Consider the following 14,620-nt stretch of genomic DNA (forward strand, 5'->3'; position numbering starts at 1 on the left):
GGGATTTTTCCGCAATACCGGGTGAGCCGCTATTCTGCTTTCCAGCGCCATGTTATTCTGCGCCACTCTAACGATCCCTGTCCTCAGTAGCCTGGCAATCCATACACAACTATGCAGCATATGACTCTTATCCGGCACGCCGCTCTGGCGTTTGTCTTTGCCCTCTTTGTCGCCCTGCTCGGCGCGCCTGCCAGCGCGGTGGCAGCCGCAAACAGCGATCTTCCTTCCCGCAGCGAGGTGCAAAACCAGCTCGATACGCTGAATAAGCAAAAGAGCCTGAGCGGGGAAGAGAAGCTAACCCAGCAGGATCTGACCGAGACCCTGGAAGCCCTGGAAAAAATCGAGCGCGTAAAGCAGGAAACCGAGCAGCTGCGGGTGCGGGTCGCCCAGGCGCCGGCGAAGATGGCGAAGGCCACCGCAGATCTTAACGAGCTCAGCAACCGCGACAGCGATGACGTTACGGTTCAGAGTTATAACGCCATGCGCCTGCACGATCTCGAACAGCGCGTGGCTTCGGTGCTGGACAAACTGCAAACCGCCCAGAGCGAGCTTTCTACGCTCAACAGCCAGCTGGTGTCGCTCCAGACCCAGCCGGAGCGCGTGCAGAACACCATGTTTAACGTCTCCCAGCAGCTGCAGACCATTCGTAATCGCCTCAACGGCACCGGGCCTGGCGAGCAGGCGCTGCGTCCAAGCCAGCAGACGCTACTGATGGTGCAGCAGGTGCTGCTTAATGCCCAGCTGGATCAGCAGCGCAAGAGCCTTGAAGGCAACACCGTGCTGCAGGACAGCCTGCAGAAGCAGCGCGATTATGTGGTAGCGAACATCAATCAGCTTGAGCATCAGATTCAGCTGCTGCAAACCGCGGTGAGTAACAAGCGTCTGACGCTGACCGAGAAAACAGCCCAGGAAGCGCTCTCCCCGGATGATGCCTCGCGCATCCAGAACAACCCGCTGGTGCGCCAGGAGCTGGATCTCAACCACCAGCTCAGTGAGCGCCTGATTGCCGCCACGCAGAGCGGTAACGCGCTGGTTGAGCGCAATATCAAAGTGAAGAACTGGCTCGACCGGGCGCTGCAGTCCGAGCGCAACCTGAAAGAGCAGATTGCGGTGCTGAAAGGCAGCCTGCTGCTGTCGCGTATTCTCTATCAGCAGCAGCAGACGCTGCCGTCGGCGGACGAGCTGGAGGATATGACCAATCGCATCGCCGATTTGCGTCTGGAGCAGTTTGAAATCAACCAGCAGCGTGATGAGCTGTTCCAGGGCGATACCTGGGTGGCGAAGCTGGAAGAGGGTCATCAGGGCGAGGTCAACAGCGAAGTGCATGATGCGCTGCTGGAAGTGATCGACATGCGTCGCGCGCTGCTCGATCAGCTCAACAAACAGCTGGGCAACCAGCTGATGATGGCCATCAACCTGCAGATTAACCAGCAGCAGCTGATGAGCGTCAGTAAAAGTCTTGAAGAGATCCTGACCCAGCAGATCTTCTGGGTAAACAGCAACAAGCCGATGGACTGGGAGTGGATCAAAGCCTTCCCCGGTGCGCTGCATGACCAGATCAAAGCGATGAAGTTCACGGTGAACTGGGATAAAGCCTGGCCGGCGGTGGCGCTGGCGCTGCTGGCCGGTTTGCCGCTGGTGCTGCTGGCCGGACTTATTCGCTGGCGCTTTGGCTGGATGCGTCAGTATCTGGCGCGCCTGGCCTCTGAGGTCGGGCAGCTGCGTAACGACAGCCAGCTTCACACGCCGAAAGCTATCCTGATAAACCTGATCCTCGCGCTGCCGGTGTGTCTGATTATTCTCGCGGTCGGCCTGATCCTGCACGTGATGCAGCTGAGCGTCAGCGAACTGCTGTGGGCGTTCAGCAAAGAGCTGGCGCTGTTCTGGCTGGTATTCGGCCTGTGCTGGCGCGTGCTGGAAAAAGACGGCGTGGCGGTGAACCACTTCAATATGCCTGTTCAGATCACCAGCCACTGGCGGCGACAGATTGTGCGCATCAGCCTGGCGCTGCTCCCGCTGCTGTTCTGGTCGGTGGTGGCCGAGCTGTCGCCGCTGCACCTGATGGATGACGTGGTCGGCCAGTCGATGATCTTCATCAACCTGCTGGTGATCGCCGCGCTGGTCTGGCCGATGTGCCGGGAGAGCTGGCATGACAAGGAGTCGCACACCATGCGCCTTGTCACTATCACCATTCTCTCGATTGTGCCGGTGGCGCTGCTGGTGCTGACCGCCAGCGGCTACTTCTATACCACTCTGCGCCTGTCGGGCCGCTGGATTGACACCGTGTATCTGGTGATCGTCTGGAACCTGCTGTACCAGACGGTACTGCGCGGGCTGAGCGTGGCGGCGCGCCGCATCGCTTATCGCCGTGCGGTGTCCCGACGTCAGAATCAGGTAAAAGAGGGAGCGGAAGGGGCCGAGCCGGTACAGGAGCCGCCGCTGGCGCTGGATCAGATCAACCAGCAGACCCTGCGACTGACCACCCTGTTGATGTTCGCGCTGTTTGGCGTAGTGTTCTGGGCGATCTGGTCCGATTTAATCACCGTCTTCTCCTATCTCGACAGCGTGGTGCTGTGGCACTACAACGGCACCGAAGCCGGTGCGGCGGTGGTGAAAAACGTGACGATGGGCAGCCTGCTGTTCGCGCTGGTGGCCTTTACCGTCGCCTGGGCGCTGATCCGTAACCTGCCGGGCCTGCTGGAAGTGCTGGTGCTGTCGCGCCTGAAGATGCGTCAGGGGGCGTCCTACGCCATCACCACCATTCTTAACTACGTGATTATTGCTGCCGGGGCGATGACAGTGTTCGCCTCGCTCGGCGTGTCGTGGGACAAACTGCAGTGGCTGGCCGCCGCGCTGTCGGTCGGTCTGGGCTTCGGCCTGCAGGAAATCTTCGGGAACTTCGTCTCCGGCCTGATCATTCTGTTCGAGCGCCCGGTGCGTATCGGCGATACCGTGACCATCGGCACTTTCTCAGGCACGGTCAGCAAGATCCGCATTCGCGCCACCACCATTACTGACTTCGATCGCAAAGAGGTGATTATCCCGAACAAAGCCTTCGTCACCGAACGCCTGATCAACTGGTCGCTGTCGGATACCATCACCCGCGTGGTGATCCGGATTGGTGTGGCTTACGGTTCGGATCTGGATAAGGTGAAGGCGATCCTGCTGCAGGCGGCGATGGAGCACCCGAAAGTGATGCACGATCCTGAGCCGGCAGTGTTCTTCACCACCTTCGGGCCGAGTACGCTGGATCACGAGCTGCGCCTCTATGTGCGCGAGCTGCGCGACCGCAGCTTCACCGTGGATGAGCTGAACCGCGCCATCGATCGTTTGTGCCGTGAGAACGGGATCAACATCGCTTTCAACCAGCTGGAAGTGCACCTGCGCAATGAGAAAGGCGAGGAGCACACCGAGGTGAAGCGCGATATCAATAAAGGTGAGGGTGACGCCCCGGCGATCGCCTGACGTCCGGCGGCGTAGCCTTCGTTAACCGGAGCGTTGCGCCGCCAGCTTGTTTTCAAAATCGCGCTGGACGATTTCCAGCGCCTTCAGCACGGTTTCAGGATCTAGCGCATGCTCTTCAAGCAGCATGATCAGATCCACTGCCAGTTTTACGTCATCAGATGCCTGTTCCAGCGACATAATTACTCCTCTGTATAAGGTTAGCGGCGCAGACGCGTCAACGCGCGCTCAAGGTTCTGGGTGGCATCGCGACAGCGCGCCAGACGCCCTTCGAGAGCATCAATTTCCCGGTGCAGCAGCTGCTGCTCCACCAGGGTTTCGACCTCTGCGACGCGCAGTTCGCGCTCACGCTTCATCTCAATCAGCCGGCGTTCAAACTCCTGGTGCTCCAGCAGCTTTTTATGCAGTTTGCCCAGCCCGGTATGGGCGCTGTCATGTGTGCGCAGCTGCCAGCTTGCTGCTTCGCGCTGCAGGGCTTCAATCTGCAGCGCCACGGTTTGTGCAAGCCACGCCACCTGCTCGGTTTCGTTAGCGGTCGCACATGCGCGCAGCTGAGCGGCGTTGGCATGGATTTCATCAAGGAAATCCTGCATCCGGCGGCCCGTGGTGCGAAAGCGCTGGCGATCGAAGCGCGGGGTGATGCTGTCGTGCCCGGCAAGCGGCGCAATGCGCTGGTCAAGATCGCTCAGGCGGGTATCCAGCAGATCCAGGAGCTGGGCGGTTTTCACATGGTTCTCCATGAAATCGAGGCGCGCTATGCTAGGATAGCGCGTCATCTCTTTGTGGTCAGGGCTATGAAACGGACTATTTTACTCATCACAGGCTGGCTTGCGGTAGTGCTGGCGACGCTGGGCGTGGTGCTGCCGTTGCTGCCGACCACGCCTTTTTTACTGCTTGCCGCCTGGTGTTTCGCCCAGTCCTCGCCGCGCTTTCACCACTGGCTGCTGTACCGCTCGTGGTTTGGCAGCTACATCCGGCACTGGGAGCAGTATCGCGCGATGCCGCCCGGCGCTAAACCCCGTGCCATCGCGGTGATTCTGGTGACCTTCGCCATCTCACTGTGGCTGGTAAAGATCATGTGGGTACGCATTCTGTTGCTGGTTATCTTAACCTGCCTGCTGATATTTATGTGGCGAATGCCGGTGATTGACGAAAAACAACAAAAACCGTGAAGCCGCACCGCTGGCTGTTGCAATTGTCCGCCACAGTCAGTAAATTCGAGCGTTTTCGAGTACAGCCGCGCCTGGTCAAAGGATGAGCAATACATCCCGGCCTGTTTTCAGGTGGGCGCGCTGTGAGTAATACCGTATTTATCAGGCAACTATCCATGACCGCAACTGCGCAGCAGCTTGACTATCTCAAGAACAGTATTAAAAGCATCCACGACTATCCGAAGCCGGGTATTCTGTTTCGCGACGTAACCAGCATGCTGGAAGACCCGAAAGCCTACGCGCTCAGCATCGAACTGCTGGTTGAGCGTTATAAAGACGCGGGCATCACCAAAGTCGTGGGGACCGAAGCGCGTGGTTTCCTGTTTGGCGCGCCGGTTGCGCTTGCCCTCGGCGTCGGCTTCGTGCCGGTGCGTAAGCCGCGTAAGCTGCCGCGTGAAACTATCGCCGAAAGCTACGAGCTTGAGTACGGCACCGACCAGCTGGAGATCCACATCGATGCCATCCAGCCAGGCGATAAAGTACTGGTGGTGGACGATCTGCTGGCGACCGGCGGCACCATCGAAGCCACCGTTAAGCTGATCCGCCGCCTCGGTGGCGAAGTGACCGACGCCGCGTTCATTATCAATCTGTTTGACCTCGGCGGCGAACAGCGTCTTGAGAAGCAGGGCATCAACTGCTTCAGCCTCGTGCCGTTCCCGGGCCATTGATCCTCCCGGTCACCGCGCCGCCAGGCGTTGCGAACCAGACCGGAAGATTGATGACACGCAGCCTCGCCGATCCGGTGGGGCTGTGTTAGCATTACCCCCCTTAGCATCCACCCCTTAGCGTTTCAGAGCCTGCCCATGAGTTATCAGGTCTTAGCCCGCAAATGGCGTCCACAAACCTTCGCTGATGTCGTCGGCCAGGAACATGTACTGACCGCGCTGGCAAATGGCCTGTCACTGGGTCGTATTCATCACGCGTATCTGTTTTCCGGCACGCGCGGGGTTGGTAAAACCTCTATCGCCCGCCTGCTGGCGAAAGGTCTCAACTGTGAGACCGGCATCACCGCCACACCGTGCGGCGTGTGCGACAACTGCCGTGAAATCGAGCAGGGCCGCTTTGTCGACCTGATTGAAATCGACGCCGCCTCGCGCACCAAAGTAGAAGATACCCGTGACCTGCTGGACAACGTTCAGTACGCACCGGCGCGTGGCCGCTTCAAAGTTTATCTGATTGACGAAGTGCACATGCTCTCGCGTCACAGCTTCAACGCGCTGTTGAAAACGCTGGAAGAGCCGCCGGCACACGTCAAATTCCTGCTGGCGACCACCGATCCGCAGAAGCTGCCGGTGACCATTCTGTCGCGCTGCCTGCAGTTCCATCTTAAAGCGCTGGAGCCGGATCAGATCCGCGCTCAGCTGGAGCACGTGCTGGGCCAGGAGAACATTGGCTACGACACGCGCGCACTGCAGCTGCTGGCCCGCGCCGCAGACGGTAGCCTGCGCGATGCGTTGAGCCTGACCGATCAGGCTATCGCCAGCGGCGATGGTCAGGTCAGCACCCAGGCCGTGAGCGAGATGCTTGGCACGCTGGATGATGACCAGGCCCTGTCGCTGGTGGAAGCGCTGGTACACGCCGACGGCGAGCGTGTGATGACGCTGCTCAACGAGGCCGCCGGGCGCGGTATCGAGTGGGAAGCCCTGCTGGTGGAGATGCTCGGCCTGCTGCACCGCATTGCCATGGTGCAGCTTACGCCGTCTGCCATCGGCAGCGACATGGCCGCCATCGAACAGCGCCTGCGTGAACTGGCGCGCACCGTTTCGCCTGCCGATCTTCAGCTCTATTACCAGACGCTGCTGATTGGCCGCAAAGAGCTGCCCTGGGCACCCGAGCGTCGCATGGGCGTCGAGATGACCCTGCTACGCGCGCTGGCGTTCCATCCGCAGGCCCCGCTGCCGGAGCCGGAAGCGGCACCGCGTGCTGTCGCGCCGGTCGCAGCCTCCGCGCAGTCAATGCCGGTGGTTAATGCGCCGCCGGTGCATACCCCACAGGCGGCGGCCCCGCCGCGCAGCGATACCCCGCTGCCGGACGCCACCAGCCAGGTGCTCCAGGCGCGCAGCCAGCTGCAGCGCGCACAGGGAGCCGCCAAAGCAAAAAAGAGTGAACCGGCGGCGCGAGGTACAGCGCGGCCGGTGAATAACAGCGCGCTGGAACGCCTCGCCTCGGTAACCGAACGCGTGCAGTCCCGCCCGGCTGCGTCAACGCAGGAAGCGGCACCGGTTAAAAAAGAGGCCTATCGCTGGACCTCGCAGCTGAAAACCGAAGAAGTAAAAGAGGAAGTGGCGACGCCGAAGGCGCTGCGCACCGCCCTTGAACATGAGAAGACGCCGGAGCTGGCCGCGAAGCTTGCGGCGGAAGCCATCGAGCGCGACGCCTGGGCGGCAGACGTCAGTCGCCTGCAGGTGCCGAAGCTGGTGGAGCAGGTGGCGCTTAACGCCTGGAAAGAGCAGGACGGCAACCGCATCTGCCTGCATCTGCGCTCGACACAACGTCATCTCAACTCGCCCGGCGCGCTGAAGGTGTTGACCGAGGCGATGACTAATCTTTACGGTATCGATGTTGAACTGACTATCATTGAAGATGATAATCCGGCGACGCGCACGCCGCTGGAGTGGCGGCAGGCTATTTACGAAGAGAAGCTCGCCCAGGCGCGGGAATCAATTATTGCGGATAACAATATCCAGACGCTGCGCCGATTCTTTGACGCAGACCTGGATGAAGAGAGTATCCGCCCCCTTTGACAGACGGCGGCGTCGTCTGTTGTTAACCTCAGTGTCGCTTATCGCGCTTGCGGTGAGACGGCCTTACGCGAAGAGAGAAGAGTATGTTTGGTAAAGGCGGTCTGGGTAACCTGATGAAGCAAGCCCAGCAGATGCAGGACAAAATGCAAAAAGTGCAGGAAGAGATCGCGCAGCTGGAAGTTACCGGTGAATCCGGCGCGGGTCTGGTGAAAGTCACCATCAACGGTGCGCACAACTGCCGTCGCGTGGAGATCGATCCGAGCCTGCTGGAAGACGATAAAGATATGCTCGAAGATCTGGTCGCCGCTGCGTTTAACGACGCTGCGCGCCGCATCGAAGAGACCCAGAAAGAGAAGATGGCGTCCGTCTCCTCCGGCATGCAGCTGCCGCCAGGCTTCAAGATGCCGTTCTGATGCAAACCAGCCCACTGTTAACGCAGTTAATGGAAGCACTGCGCTGTCTGCCGGGCGTTGGCCCGAAGTCAGCGCAGCGCATGGCGTTTACCTTGCTGCAGCGCGATCGCAGCGGCGGTATGCGCCTGGCTCAGGCGCTGACCCGCGCCATGTCCGAGATCGGTCACTGTGCGGACTGCCGCACGTTTACCGAGCAGGAGCTGTGCAACATCTGCACCAACGCACGTCGCCAGGAGAACGGCCAGATTTGCGTGGTGGAGAGCCCGGCGGATATCCACGCCATTGAGCAGACCGGGCAGTTTTCCGGCCGCTACTTTGTGCTGATGGGGCATTTGTCCCCGCTCGACGGCATCGGGCCGGATGACATCGGGCTGGACCGTCTGGAGCAGCGTCTGTCGGCTGAGCCGCTGAAAGAAGTGATCCTCGCCACCAACCCGACGGTGGAAGGGGAGGCGACCGCGAACTATATCGCCGAACTCTGCGCGCAGTACGGCGTGGAAGCCAGCCGCATCGCCCACGGCGTGCCGGTCGGCGGCGAGCTGGAAATGGTCGATGGCACCACGCTGTCGCACTCTCTGGCCGGACGCCACAAGATTAGTTTCTAATCAAACGACGGTGCGCGCTGCGCATCGTCGCTTGAAATTTCCGCCCGCTATCCCCATCTCTCACTCAACCTGTTTTTTACCCCGTAAATGGCATTGTTGAGGTTTATCCACATGAAAGGACAAGAAACACGTGGCTTCCAGTCAGAAGTAAAACAGCTTCTGCACCTGATGATCCATTCTCTCTATTCCAACAAAGAGATCTTCCTGCGCGAGCTTATCTCCAACGCCTCCGATGCGGCAGACAAACTGCGTTTCCGCGCGCTGTCTAACCCGGACCTGTACGAAGGCGACGGCGAGCTGCGCGTGCGCGTCTCGTTTGATAAAGACCAGCGCACCCTGACGATTGCCGATAACGGTATCGGTATGACCCGTGACGACGTGATCGATCACCTGGGCACCATCGCTAAATCCGGTACCAAATCCTTCCTGGAATCCATGGGCTCTGACCAGGCGAAAGACAGCCAGCTTATCGGCCAGTTTGGCGTCGGCTTCTACTCGGCGTTCATCGTGGCGGATAAAGTGACTGTGCGCACCCGTGCCGCCGGCGTCAGTGCGGAAGAAGGGGTTTTCTGGGAATCCGCCGGCGAAGGCGAATACACCGTGGGCGACATCACCAAAGCCGATCGCGGCACCGAAATCACTCTGCATCTGCGCGAAGGCGAAGACGAATTCCTCGACGACTGGCGCGTGCGCTCGGTGATCAGCAAGTACTCTGACCACATCGCGCTGCCGGTTGAGATCGAACAGAAAGAAGAGAAAGACGGCGAAACCGTGGTTTCCTGGGAGAAAATCAACAAGGCTCAGGCGCTGTGGACGCGTAATAAAGCGGAAGTGAAAGAGGACGAGTACAAGGAGTTCTACAAGCACATCGCTCACGACTTCACCGATCCGCTGACCTGGAGCCACAACCGTGTTGAGGGCAAGCAGGAGTACACCAGCCTGCTTTACATCCCGGCCCAGGCACCGTGGGACATGTGGAACCGCGATCACAAGCATGGCCTGAAGCTCTACGTGCAGCGCGTGTTTATCATGGACGACGCCGAGCAGTTCATGCCGAACTACCTGCGCTTCGTTCGTGGCCTGATAGATTCCAACGACCTGCCGCTCAACGTTTCCCGTGAAATCCTGCAGGACAGCACCGTGACCCGCAACCTGCGTAACGCGCTGACCAAACGCGTGCTGCAGATGCTGGAGAAACTGGCGAAAGACGATGCCGAAAAATACCAGACCTTCTGGAAACAGTTTGGCCTGGTGCTGAAAGAGGGGCCGGCGGAAGATCAGGCCAATCAGGAAGCTATCGCTAAACTGCTGCGCTTCGCCACGACCCACACCGACTCCTCCGAGCAGACCGTGTCGCTGGAAGAGTACGTGTCGCGCATGAAAGACGGCCAGGAGAAGATCTACTACATCACCGCCGACAGCTATGCCGCCGCGAAGAGCAGCCCGCACCTTGAGCTGCTGCGTAAGAAGGGCATCGAAGTGCTGCTGCTCTCCGACCGCATCGACGAGTGGATGATGAGCTATCTCACCGCGTTTGACGGCAAATCTTTCCAGTCCGTGGCTAAAGCCGATGAGTCGCTGGATAAGCTGGCGGATGAAGTGGATGAAACCACCAAAGAAGCCGAGAAAGCGCTGGAGCCGTTCGTTGAGCGCGTGAAAACCCTGCTGGGCGAGCGCGTGAAGGAAGTGCGTCTGACGCATCGTCTGACCGACACCCCGGCGATTGTCACCACCGACAACGACGAGATGAGCACCCAGATGGCGAAGCTGTTCGCGGCGGCGGGTCAGGCCGTGCCGGACGTGAAATACATCTTCGAGCTGAACCCGGATCATCCGCTGGTGAAACGCACCGCGGATACCCAGGACGACGCGCAGTTTACCCAGTGGGTAGAGCTGCTGCTCGATCAGGCGCTGTTTGCCGAGCGCGGTACGCTGGAAGATCCAAACCAGTTTATCCGCCGCATGAACCAGCTGCTGGTGTCGTAAGTTAACTGACGGTGTAGTAAAAGGCAGAGGCGTAACGCGCTTCTGCCTTTTTTGTTTCTTATAATGCAGGAAATGGTGGGTGCGCAGGCGCTTACCCACCCTGGAAAACCAGATGTATCAGAGACCCGGGTGACGTAGGGCGGGTAAGCCTGCGCACCCGCCAAAAAGCGAACGTCCTGCCGTACAGATGCCAGGCGCAATCCGAAATGCTGTTTTAAACGTCATGAAACACGCCAAACCGGCCCGTTCCCCGCCGTTTCCTTGTCGTGATACTGCCTTTAGTGGTATGGTTTTCGCCCTAATCGAAGCACTAAAAAATTCACAGGTATGAGGAATTACGCAATGCGTATCATTCTGCTTGGCGCTCCGGGCGCTGGTAAAGGCACTCAGGCACAGTTCATCATGGAGAAATACGGTATTCCGCAGATCTCCACCGGGGACATGCTGCGTGCCGCAGTGAAATCCGGCTCTGAGCTGGGCAAACAAGCAAAAGACATCATGGACGCCGGTAAACTGGTGACTGACGAGCTGGTTATCGCACTGGTGAAAGAACGTATTGCTCAGGAAGACTGCCGTAACGGCTTCCTGCTCGACGGTTTCCCGCGCACCATCCCGCAGGCGGATGCGATGAAAGAAGCCGGTATCAACGTTGATTACGTGCTGGAATTCGATGTGCCGGACGAGCTGATCGTAGACCGCATCATCGGTCGTCGCGTACACGCCGCCTCTGGCCGCGTCTACCACATCAAATTCAATCCGCCTAAGGTGGAAGGTAAAGACGATGTGACCGGTGAAGATCTCTCTACCCGTAAAGACGATCAGGAAGAGACCGTGCGTAAGCGCCTGGTGGAGTACCATCAGATGACCGCGCCGCTGATCGGCTACTACCAGCAGGAAGCGCAGGCAGGCAATACCAGATATGCCAAAGTTGACGGCACCAAAGCCGTGAGCGACGTGCGCGCCGAGCTGGAAAACATCCTCGGCTAAGCTGAGCGAGACAAAAAAACCGGGCAATGCCCGGTTTTTTTATGCCCGAAAGGTACGGGATCAGGTACCGATAATGCCGCCGTCGGCTTTAACAATCACCACCGTTGACGAACGCGGGCGTCCTGCCGGATCGGCGTCAGGCCAGGTCGATACCGCCGTCGGGTTAGCCGGATCGGTGATATCGTCGCCGCCTTCGCCCGGATGCTGGATGTTGATGAACAGCGTGCGGTTATCCGGCGTAAAGGCGATGCCGGTGATCTCGCAGCCGCGCGGCCCGGTCAGGAAGCGGCGATATTCGTTGGTGCCCGGAATGGTCGCCACCATCTGGTTGTTACCCATATCCTGATAGGCTTTCTGGTTGATGGTGCTGGAGGAGACGTCGGTCTGGATCCACAGCACGCCGCGATGGTCAAACGACAGGCCGTCCGGACTGCCGAACGCCGCGCCCTGCATGGAGCCTTTGGCTTTCTCATCCGCACCGTCGGTACGACCGGCCATCACCAGAATGTCCCATTTGAACGCGGTGGCCGCCGGATCGCTATCGGCTTCCAGCCAGTGAATGATGTGCCCGAAGACGTTGTTGGCGCGCGGGTTGGCGGCATCGACCGGCGCTTTGCCCTCTTTACCGCGATCGCTGTTGTTGGTCAGGGTGCAGTAGACGCTGCCCGCGGCGTGCGGATCGACGGCGATCCACTCCGGCCGGTCCATTTTCGTTGCGCCAACCGCATCCGCCGCCAGACGCGTTTTCACCAGCAGGTCGCCCTGGTTTTCGAAGCCCTTGCTGCTGTCGAGGCCGTTCTGACCGTGCACCAGCGGCAGCCATTCGCCGCTGCCATCCTCATTGAATTTCGCCACGTAAAGGGTGCCGGACTCCAGCAGCGCCATATTGGCATCGCGGTTAGCGGCATCGTATTTCTTGTCGGAGACGAACTTATAGATGTACTCGAATTTCTGGTCGTCGCCCATGTAGACCACCGCGCGGTTATCCGCAGCGAGGGTAACGGCGGCGCCTTCATGCTTGAAGCGGCCCAGCGCCGAGTGTTTGCGCGGCGTGGAGTCCGGGTTATAAGGGTCGATCTCTACCACCCAGCCAAAGCGGTTCGGCTCGTTCGGGGTTTTATCGACGCTGAAGCGCTCGTCCACCTCATTCCAGCGGTAGGACTCATCTTCATCGGCGATGCCGTAGCGTTTTTCCAGCGGATTCAGATCGGCTTTCTTAACGAAAATATCTGACCAGTTCTCTTCGCAGGTCAGGTAGGTGCCCCACGGCGTGTGGCCGTTAGCACAGTTCTGCATGGTACCGAGGATGGTTTCACCCTGCGGATCGGCAGCGGTTTTTACCAGCGCATTGTGGCGCGCCGGGCCGGTGAGCTGCATCGGGGTATTCACGGTAATGCGGCGGGCGAAGGTGGACGGACGCACCACTTCCCACTCTTTACCCTGCTTCTTCACTTCGATAACGGAGATCCCCATCGCGTTCTGGCCCTTGCGCGCTTTCTCAAGGTTCCAGTTGGCGGTGCCGTCTTTGAACAGCATACCGTTATCAATGTATTCGTGGTTAAGGGCCAGCAGACCGTGATCAGCGCTGGCACCGCCCTGCGGCAGGCTGAACCAGGCCATACCGTCGTGGTGCATCCCGGCCTGAGCGGCCTGCTCGTCTTTGGTGTTGCTGCCATCTTTTTTAAATTCCGGCAGGTTGCCCTGAATACCGGTGGCATCGCCCCAGCGGTAGAACGGGCGAGCGATATAGCCTTCCGGCACGATCACGCTGTCCTCTGAGGAAACCGGAATGCTTTTGAAGCCCAGCGACACCGCTTTGGCAAGCGTAGACGGCGTCGTCTGCGTCAGCGCGGCAAAAGCCTCTTCCGGCTTCAGCAGCATCGGGAAGGAGACGGCGGTACCGGCTACCACGCCCATCTGCAAAAAGCGGCGGCGGGAGAGAAAAGCGTTGGCCACGCTGGAAAATACCGGGTTATCGCTGCGGTTACTGATGTCGTCGCTATGTTCTTTTTTGAATACGGACTTAAGTGGTCTGCTCATTGCGGCTTCCTGTCGTTTACTTACCAGAGGAGAACGAAAACGACAGCCAGTGTAGGGTGGCTTTGTTACAGTTTTATAACATTAACCGCAACGGCAGACAGCGTTTCCTTTCGCACTAATTGGTTTCGTTTGCACACATTCACGCTACAATTAGCGCCTAATTTTGAGAGAAGGGACGGTAATGAGTCAGGCTAAAACAGGCATTCTGCTGGCGAACCTCGGGACACCCGATGCGCCTACCCCTGCGGCGGTAAAACGCTATCTGCGACAGTTCTTAAGCGACAGACGCGTGGTGGATACGCCGCGTCTGCTGTGGTGGCCGCTGCTGCGTGGCGTCATTCTGCCCATTCGTTCACCCAGGGTTGCGAAACTGTATCAGTCTGTCTGGATGGAAGAGGGCTCGCCGCTGATGGTTTACAGCCGTCGGCAGGAGAAAGCGCTGGCGGCGCGACTGGGCGCTGACGTGCCGGTGGCGCTCGGCATGAGCTACGGCTCGCCGTCGCTTGAGAGCGCGGTGCAGGCGCTGATGGCGCAGGACGTCACCCATATCGTGGTGCTGCCGCTCTATCCGCAGTACTCCTGCTCCACCGTGGCTGCGGTGTGGGACGAACTCGGGCGCATCTTCGCCAAAACCCGCTATATGCCGTCGCTGAGTTTTATCCGCGACTACGCGACCAACAGCGACTACATCGCCGCGCTGGCGAATACCGTGCGCCGCTCGTTTGCCGAGCACGGCGAGCCGGATCTGCTGCTGCTCTCCTATCACGGTATTCCGCAGCGTTACGCCGACGAAGGCGACGACTACCCGCAGCGCTGCCGCGACACTACCCGTGAGCTGGTCAATGCTCTGGGGCTGGATCCGGACAAGGTGATGATGACTTTCCAGTCGCGCTTTGGCCGCGAGCCGTGGCTGACGCCTTATACCGATGAAACCCTGAAAATGCTTGGTGAGAAGGGCGTGAAGCACATTCAGGTAATGAGTCCGGGCTTTGCCGCCGACTGCCTCGAAACTCTGGAAGAGATTGCGGTACAGAACCGTGAATTTTTCCTGGAGGCGGGCGGTGAGAAATATGAATACATACCGGCACTTAACGACAATGACGATCACATCGAGATGATGGTGAACCTGACCCAGCCTTACCGCTAATCGCACGCCGGGCGGGGAGTGTGCT

12 protein-coding genes and 1 other annotated feature are annotated in these 14,620 nt (G+C 59.3%); of the genes, 9 read left to right on the top strand and 3 right to left on the bottom strand.

Annotated features, from left to right (window positions below; translation table 11 throughout):
- Positions 1–111 precede the first annotated feature (111 nt).
- A complete protein-coding gene (mscK, locus tag ET34_RS0117900) occupies positions 112–3,465 on the top strand; it encodes a mechanosensitive channel MscK (protein ID WP_031524364.1) in 3,354 nt (1,117 codons plus the stop codon).
- A 21-nt stretch (positions 3,466–3,486) separates the two neighbouring features.
- Here mscK and rsmS read toward each other — a convergent pair whose 3' ends face one another.
- The gene (rsmS, locus tag ET34_RS22135; protein ID WP_072002063.1) at positions 3,487–3,642 is read right to left on the bottom strand and encodes a pleiotropic regulatory protein RsmS; all 156 of its coding nucleotides are present in this window, start codon (positions 3,640–3,642) and stop codon (positions 3,487–3,489) included.
- A gap of 20 nt (positions 3,643–3,662) precedes the next feature.
- Positions 3,663–4,190 carry a primosomal replication protein PriC gene (gene priC, locus ET34_RS0117910; RefSeq protein WP_031524366.1) on the bottom strand — a complete coding sequence of 176 codons (528 nt, stop codon included), beginning with the start codon at positions 4,188–4,190 and terminating at the stop codon, positions 3,663–3,665.
- 66 nt (positions 4,191–4,256) lie between these two features.
- Here priC and ET34_RS0117915 point away from each other — a divergent pair, with 66 nt between their 5' ends.
- The 7 genes from ET34_RS0117915 to adk all read left to right on the top strand — a co-directional run bounded on the left by ET34_RS0117915 (position 4,257) and on the right by adk (position 11,408).
- Entirely contained in the window at positions 4,257–4,634 is a 378-nt protein-coding gene (locus ET34_RS0117915; protein WP_031524368.1) for a DUF454 family protein, read from the top strand.
- A gap of 155 nt (positions 4,635–4,789) precedes the next feature.
- Positions 4,790–5,341 (top strand): adenine phosphoribosyltransferase, encoded by a 552-nt coding sequence (gene apt / locus ET34_RS0117920; protein ID WP_031524370.1) that lies wholly within the window; start codon positions 4,790–4,792, stop codon positions 5,339–5,341.
- A 135-nt stretch (positions 5,342–5,476) separates the two neighbouring features.
- Complete coding sequence (gene dnaX, locus ET34_RS0117925) at positions 5,477–7,417, top strand: DNA polymerase III subunit gamma/tau (protein ID WP_031524372.1); 1,941 nt, start codon at positions 5,477–5,479, stop codon at positions 7,415–7,417.
- Positions 6,750–6,814 (top strand) — a sequence feature (DnaX frameshifting element). (Overlaps the previous gene by 65 nt.)
- Before the next feature lie 83 nt (positions 7,418–7,500).
- Entirely contained in the window at positions 7,501–7,830 is a 330-nt protein-coding gene (locus ET34_RS0117930; protein WP_024550997.1) for a YbaB/EbfC family nucleoid-associated protein, read from the top strand.
- The gene (gene recR / locus ET34_RS0117935; protein ID WP_031524373.1) at positions 7,830–8,435 is read left to right on the top strand and encodes a recombination mediator RecR; all 606 of its coding nucleotides are present in this window, start codon (positions 7,830–7,832) and stop codon (positions 8,433–8,435) included. Before ET34_RS0117930 ends, recR begins: the two co-directional genes overlap by 1 nt.
- 111 nt (positions 8,436–8,546) lie before the next feature.
- Positions 8,547–10,421 carry a molecular chaperone HtpG gene (gene htpG, locus ET34_RS0117940; RefSeq protein ID WP_031524375.1) on the top strand — a complete coding sequence of 625 codons (1,875 nt, stop codon included), beginning with the start codon at positions 8,547–8,549 and terminating at the stop codon, positions 10,419–10,421.
- 342 nt (positions 10,422–10,763) lie between these two features.
- Positions 10,764–11,408 (top strand): adenylate kinase, encoded by a 645-nt coding sequence (gene adk, locus ET34_RS0117945; protein ID WP_031524377.1) that lies wholly within the window; start codon positions 10,764–10,766, stop codon positions 11,406–11,408.
- Positions 11,409–11,468: 60 nt separating this feature from the next.
- Here adk and ET34_RS0117950 read toward each other — a convergent pair whose 3' ends face one another.
- Positions 11,469–13,448, bottom strand: coding sequence for a PhoX family protein (locus ET34_RS0117950; RefSeq protein ID WP_031524378.1), 1,980 nt, complete (start codon positions 13,446–13,448; stop codon positions 11,469–11,471).
- Positions 13,449–13,629: 181 nt separating this feature from the next.
- Here ET34_RS0117950 and hemH point away from each other — a divergent pair, with 181 nt between their 5' ends.
- A complete protein-coding gene (hemH, locus tag ET34_RS0117955) occupies positions 13,630–14,595 on the top strand; it encodes a ferrochelatase (protein WP_031524380.1) in 966 nt (321 codons plus the stop codon).
- Positions 14,596–14,620 lie beyond the last annotated feature (25 nt).

This window comes from Siccibacter colletis (genome assembly GCF_000696575.1).
In the GTDB taxonomy this organism is placed as follows: Bacteria; Pseudomonadota; Gammaproteobacteria; order Enterobacterales; family Enterobacteriaceae; genus Siccibacter; species Siccibacter colletis.

What these genes read in the sequence shown, in the direction of transcription:
- mscK (WP_031524364.1), top strand. Translation starts at nt 112, where the DNA reads ATGCAGCATATGACTCTTATCCGGCACGCCGCTCTGGCGTTTGTCTTT.
- rsmS (WP_072002063.1), bottom strand. Translation starts at nt 3,642, where the DNA reads ATGTCGCTGGAACAGGCATCTGATGACGTAAAACTGGCAGTGGATCTG.
- ET34_RS0117915 (WP_031524368.1), top strand. Translation starts at nt 4,257, where the DNA reads ATGAAACGGACTATTTTACTCATCACAGGCTGGCTTGCGGTAGTGCTG.
- apt (WP_031524370.1), top strand. Translation starts at nt 4,790, where the DNA reads ATGACCGCAACTGCGCAGCAGCTTGACTATCTCAAGAACAGTATTAAA.
- dnaX (WP_031524372.1), top strand. Translation starts at nt 5,477, where the DNA reads ATGAGTTATCAGGTCTTAGCCCGCAAATGGCGTCCACAAACCTTCGCT.
- ET34_RS0117930 (WP_024550997.1), top strand. Translation starts at nt 7,501, where the DNA reads ATGTTTGGTAAAGGCGGTCTGGGTAACCTGATGAAGCAAGCCCAGCAG.
- recR (WP_031524373.1), top strand. Translation starts at nt 7,830, where the DNA reads ATGCAAACCAGCCCACTGTTAACGCAGTTAATGGAAGCACTGCGCTGT.
- htpG (WP_031524375.1), top strand. Translation starts at nt 8,547, where the DNA reads ATGAAAGGACAAGAAACACGTGGCTTCCAGTCAGAAGTAAAACAGCTT.
- adk (WP_031524377.1), top strand. Translation starts at nt 10,764, where the DNA reads ATGCGTATCATTCTGCTTGGCGCTCCGGGCGCTGGTAAAGGCACTCAG.
- ET34_RS0117950 (WP_031524378.1), bottom strand. Translation starts at nt 13,448, where the DNA reads ATGAGCAGACCACTTAAGTCCGTATTCAAAAAAGAACATAGCGACGAC.
- hemH (WP_031524380.1), top strand. Translation starts at nt 13,630, where the DNA reads ATGAGTCAGGCTAAAACAGGCATTCTGCTGGCGAACCTCGGGACACCC.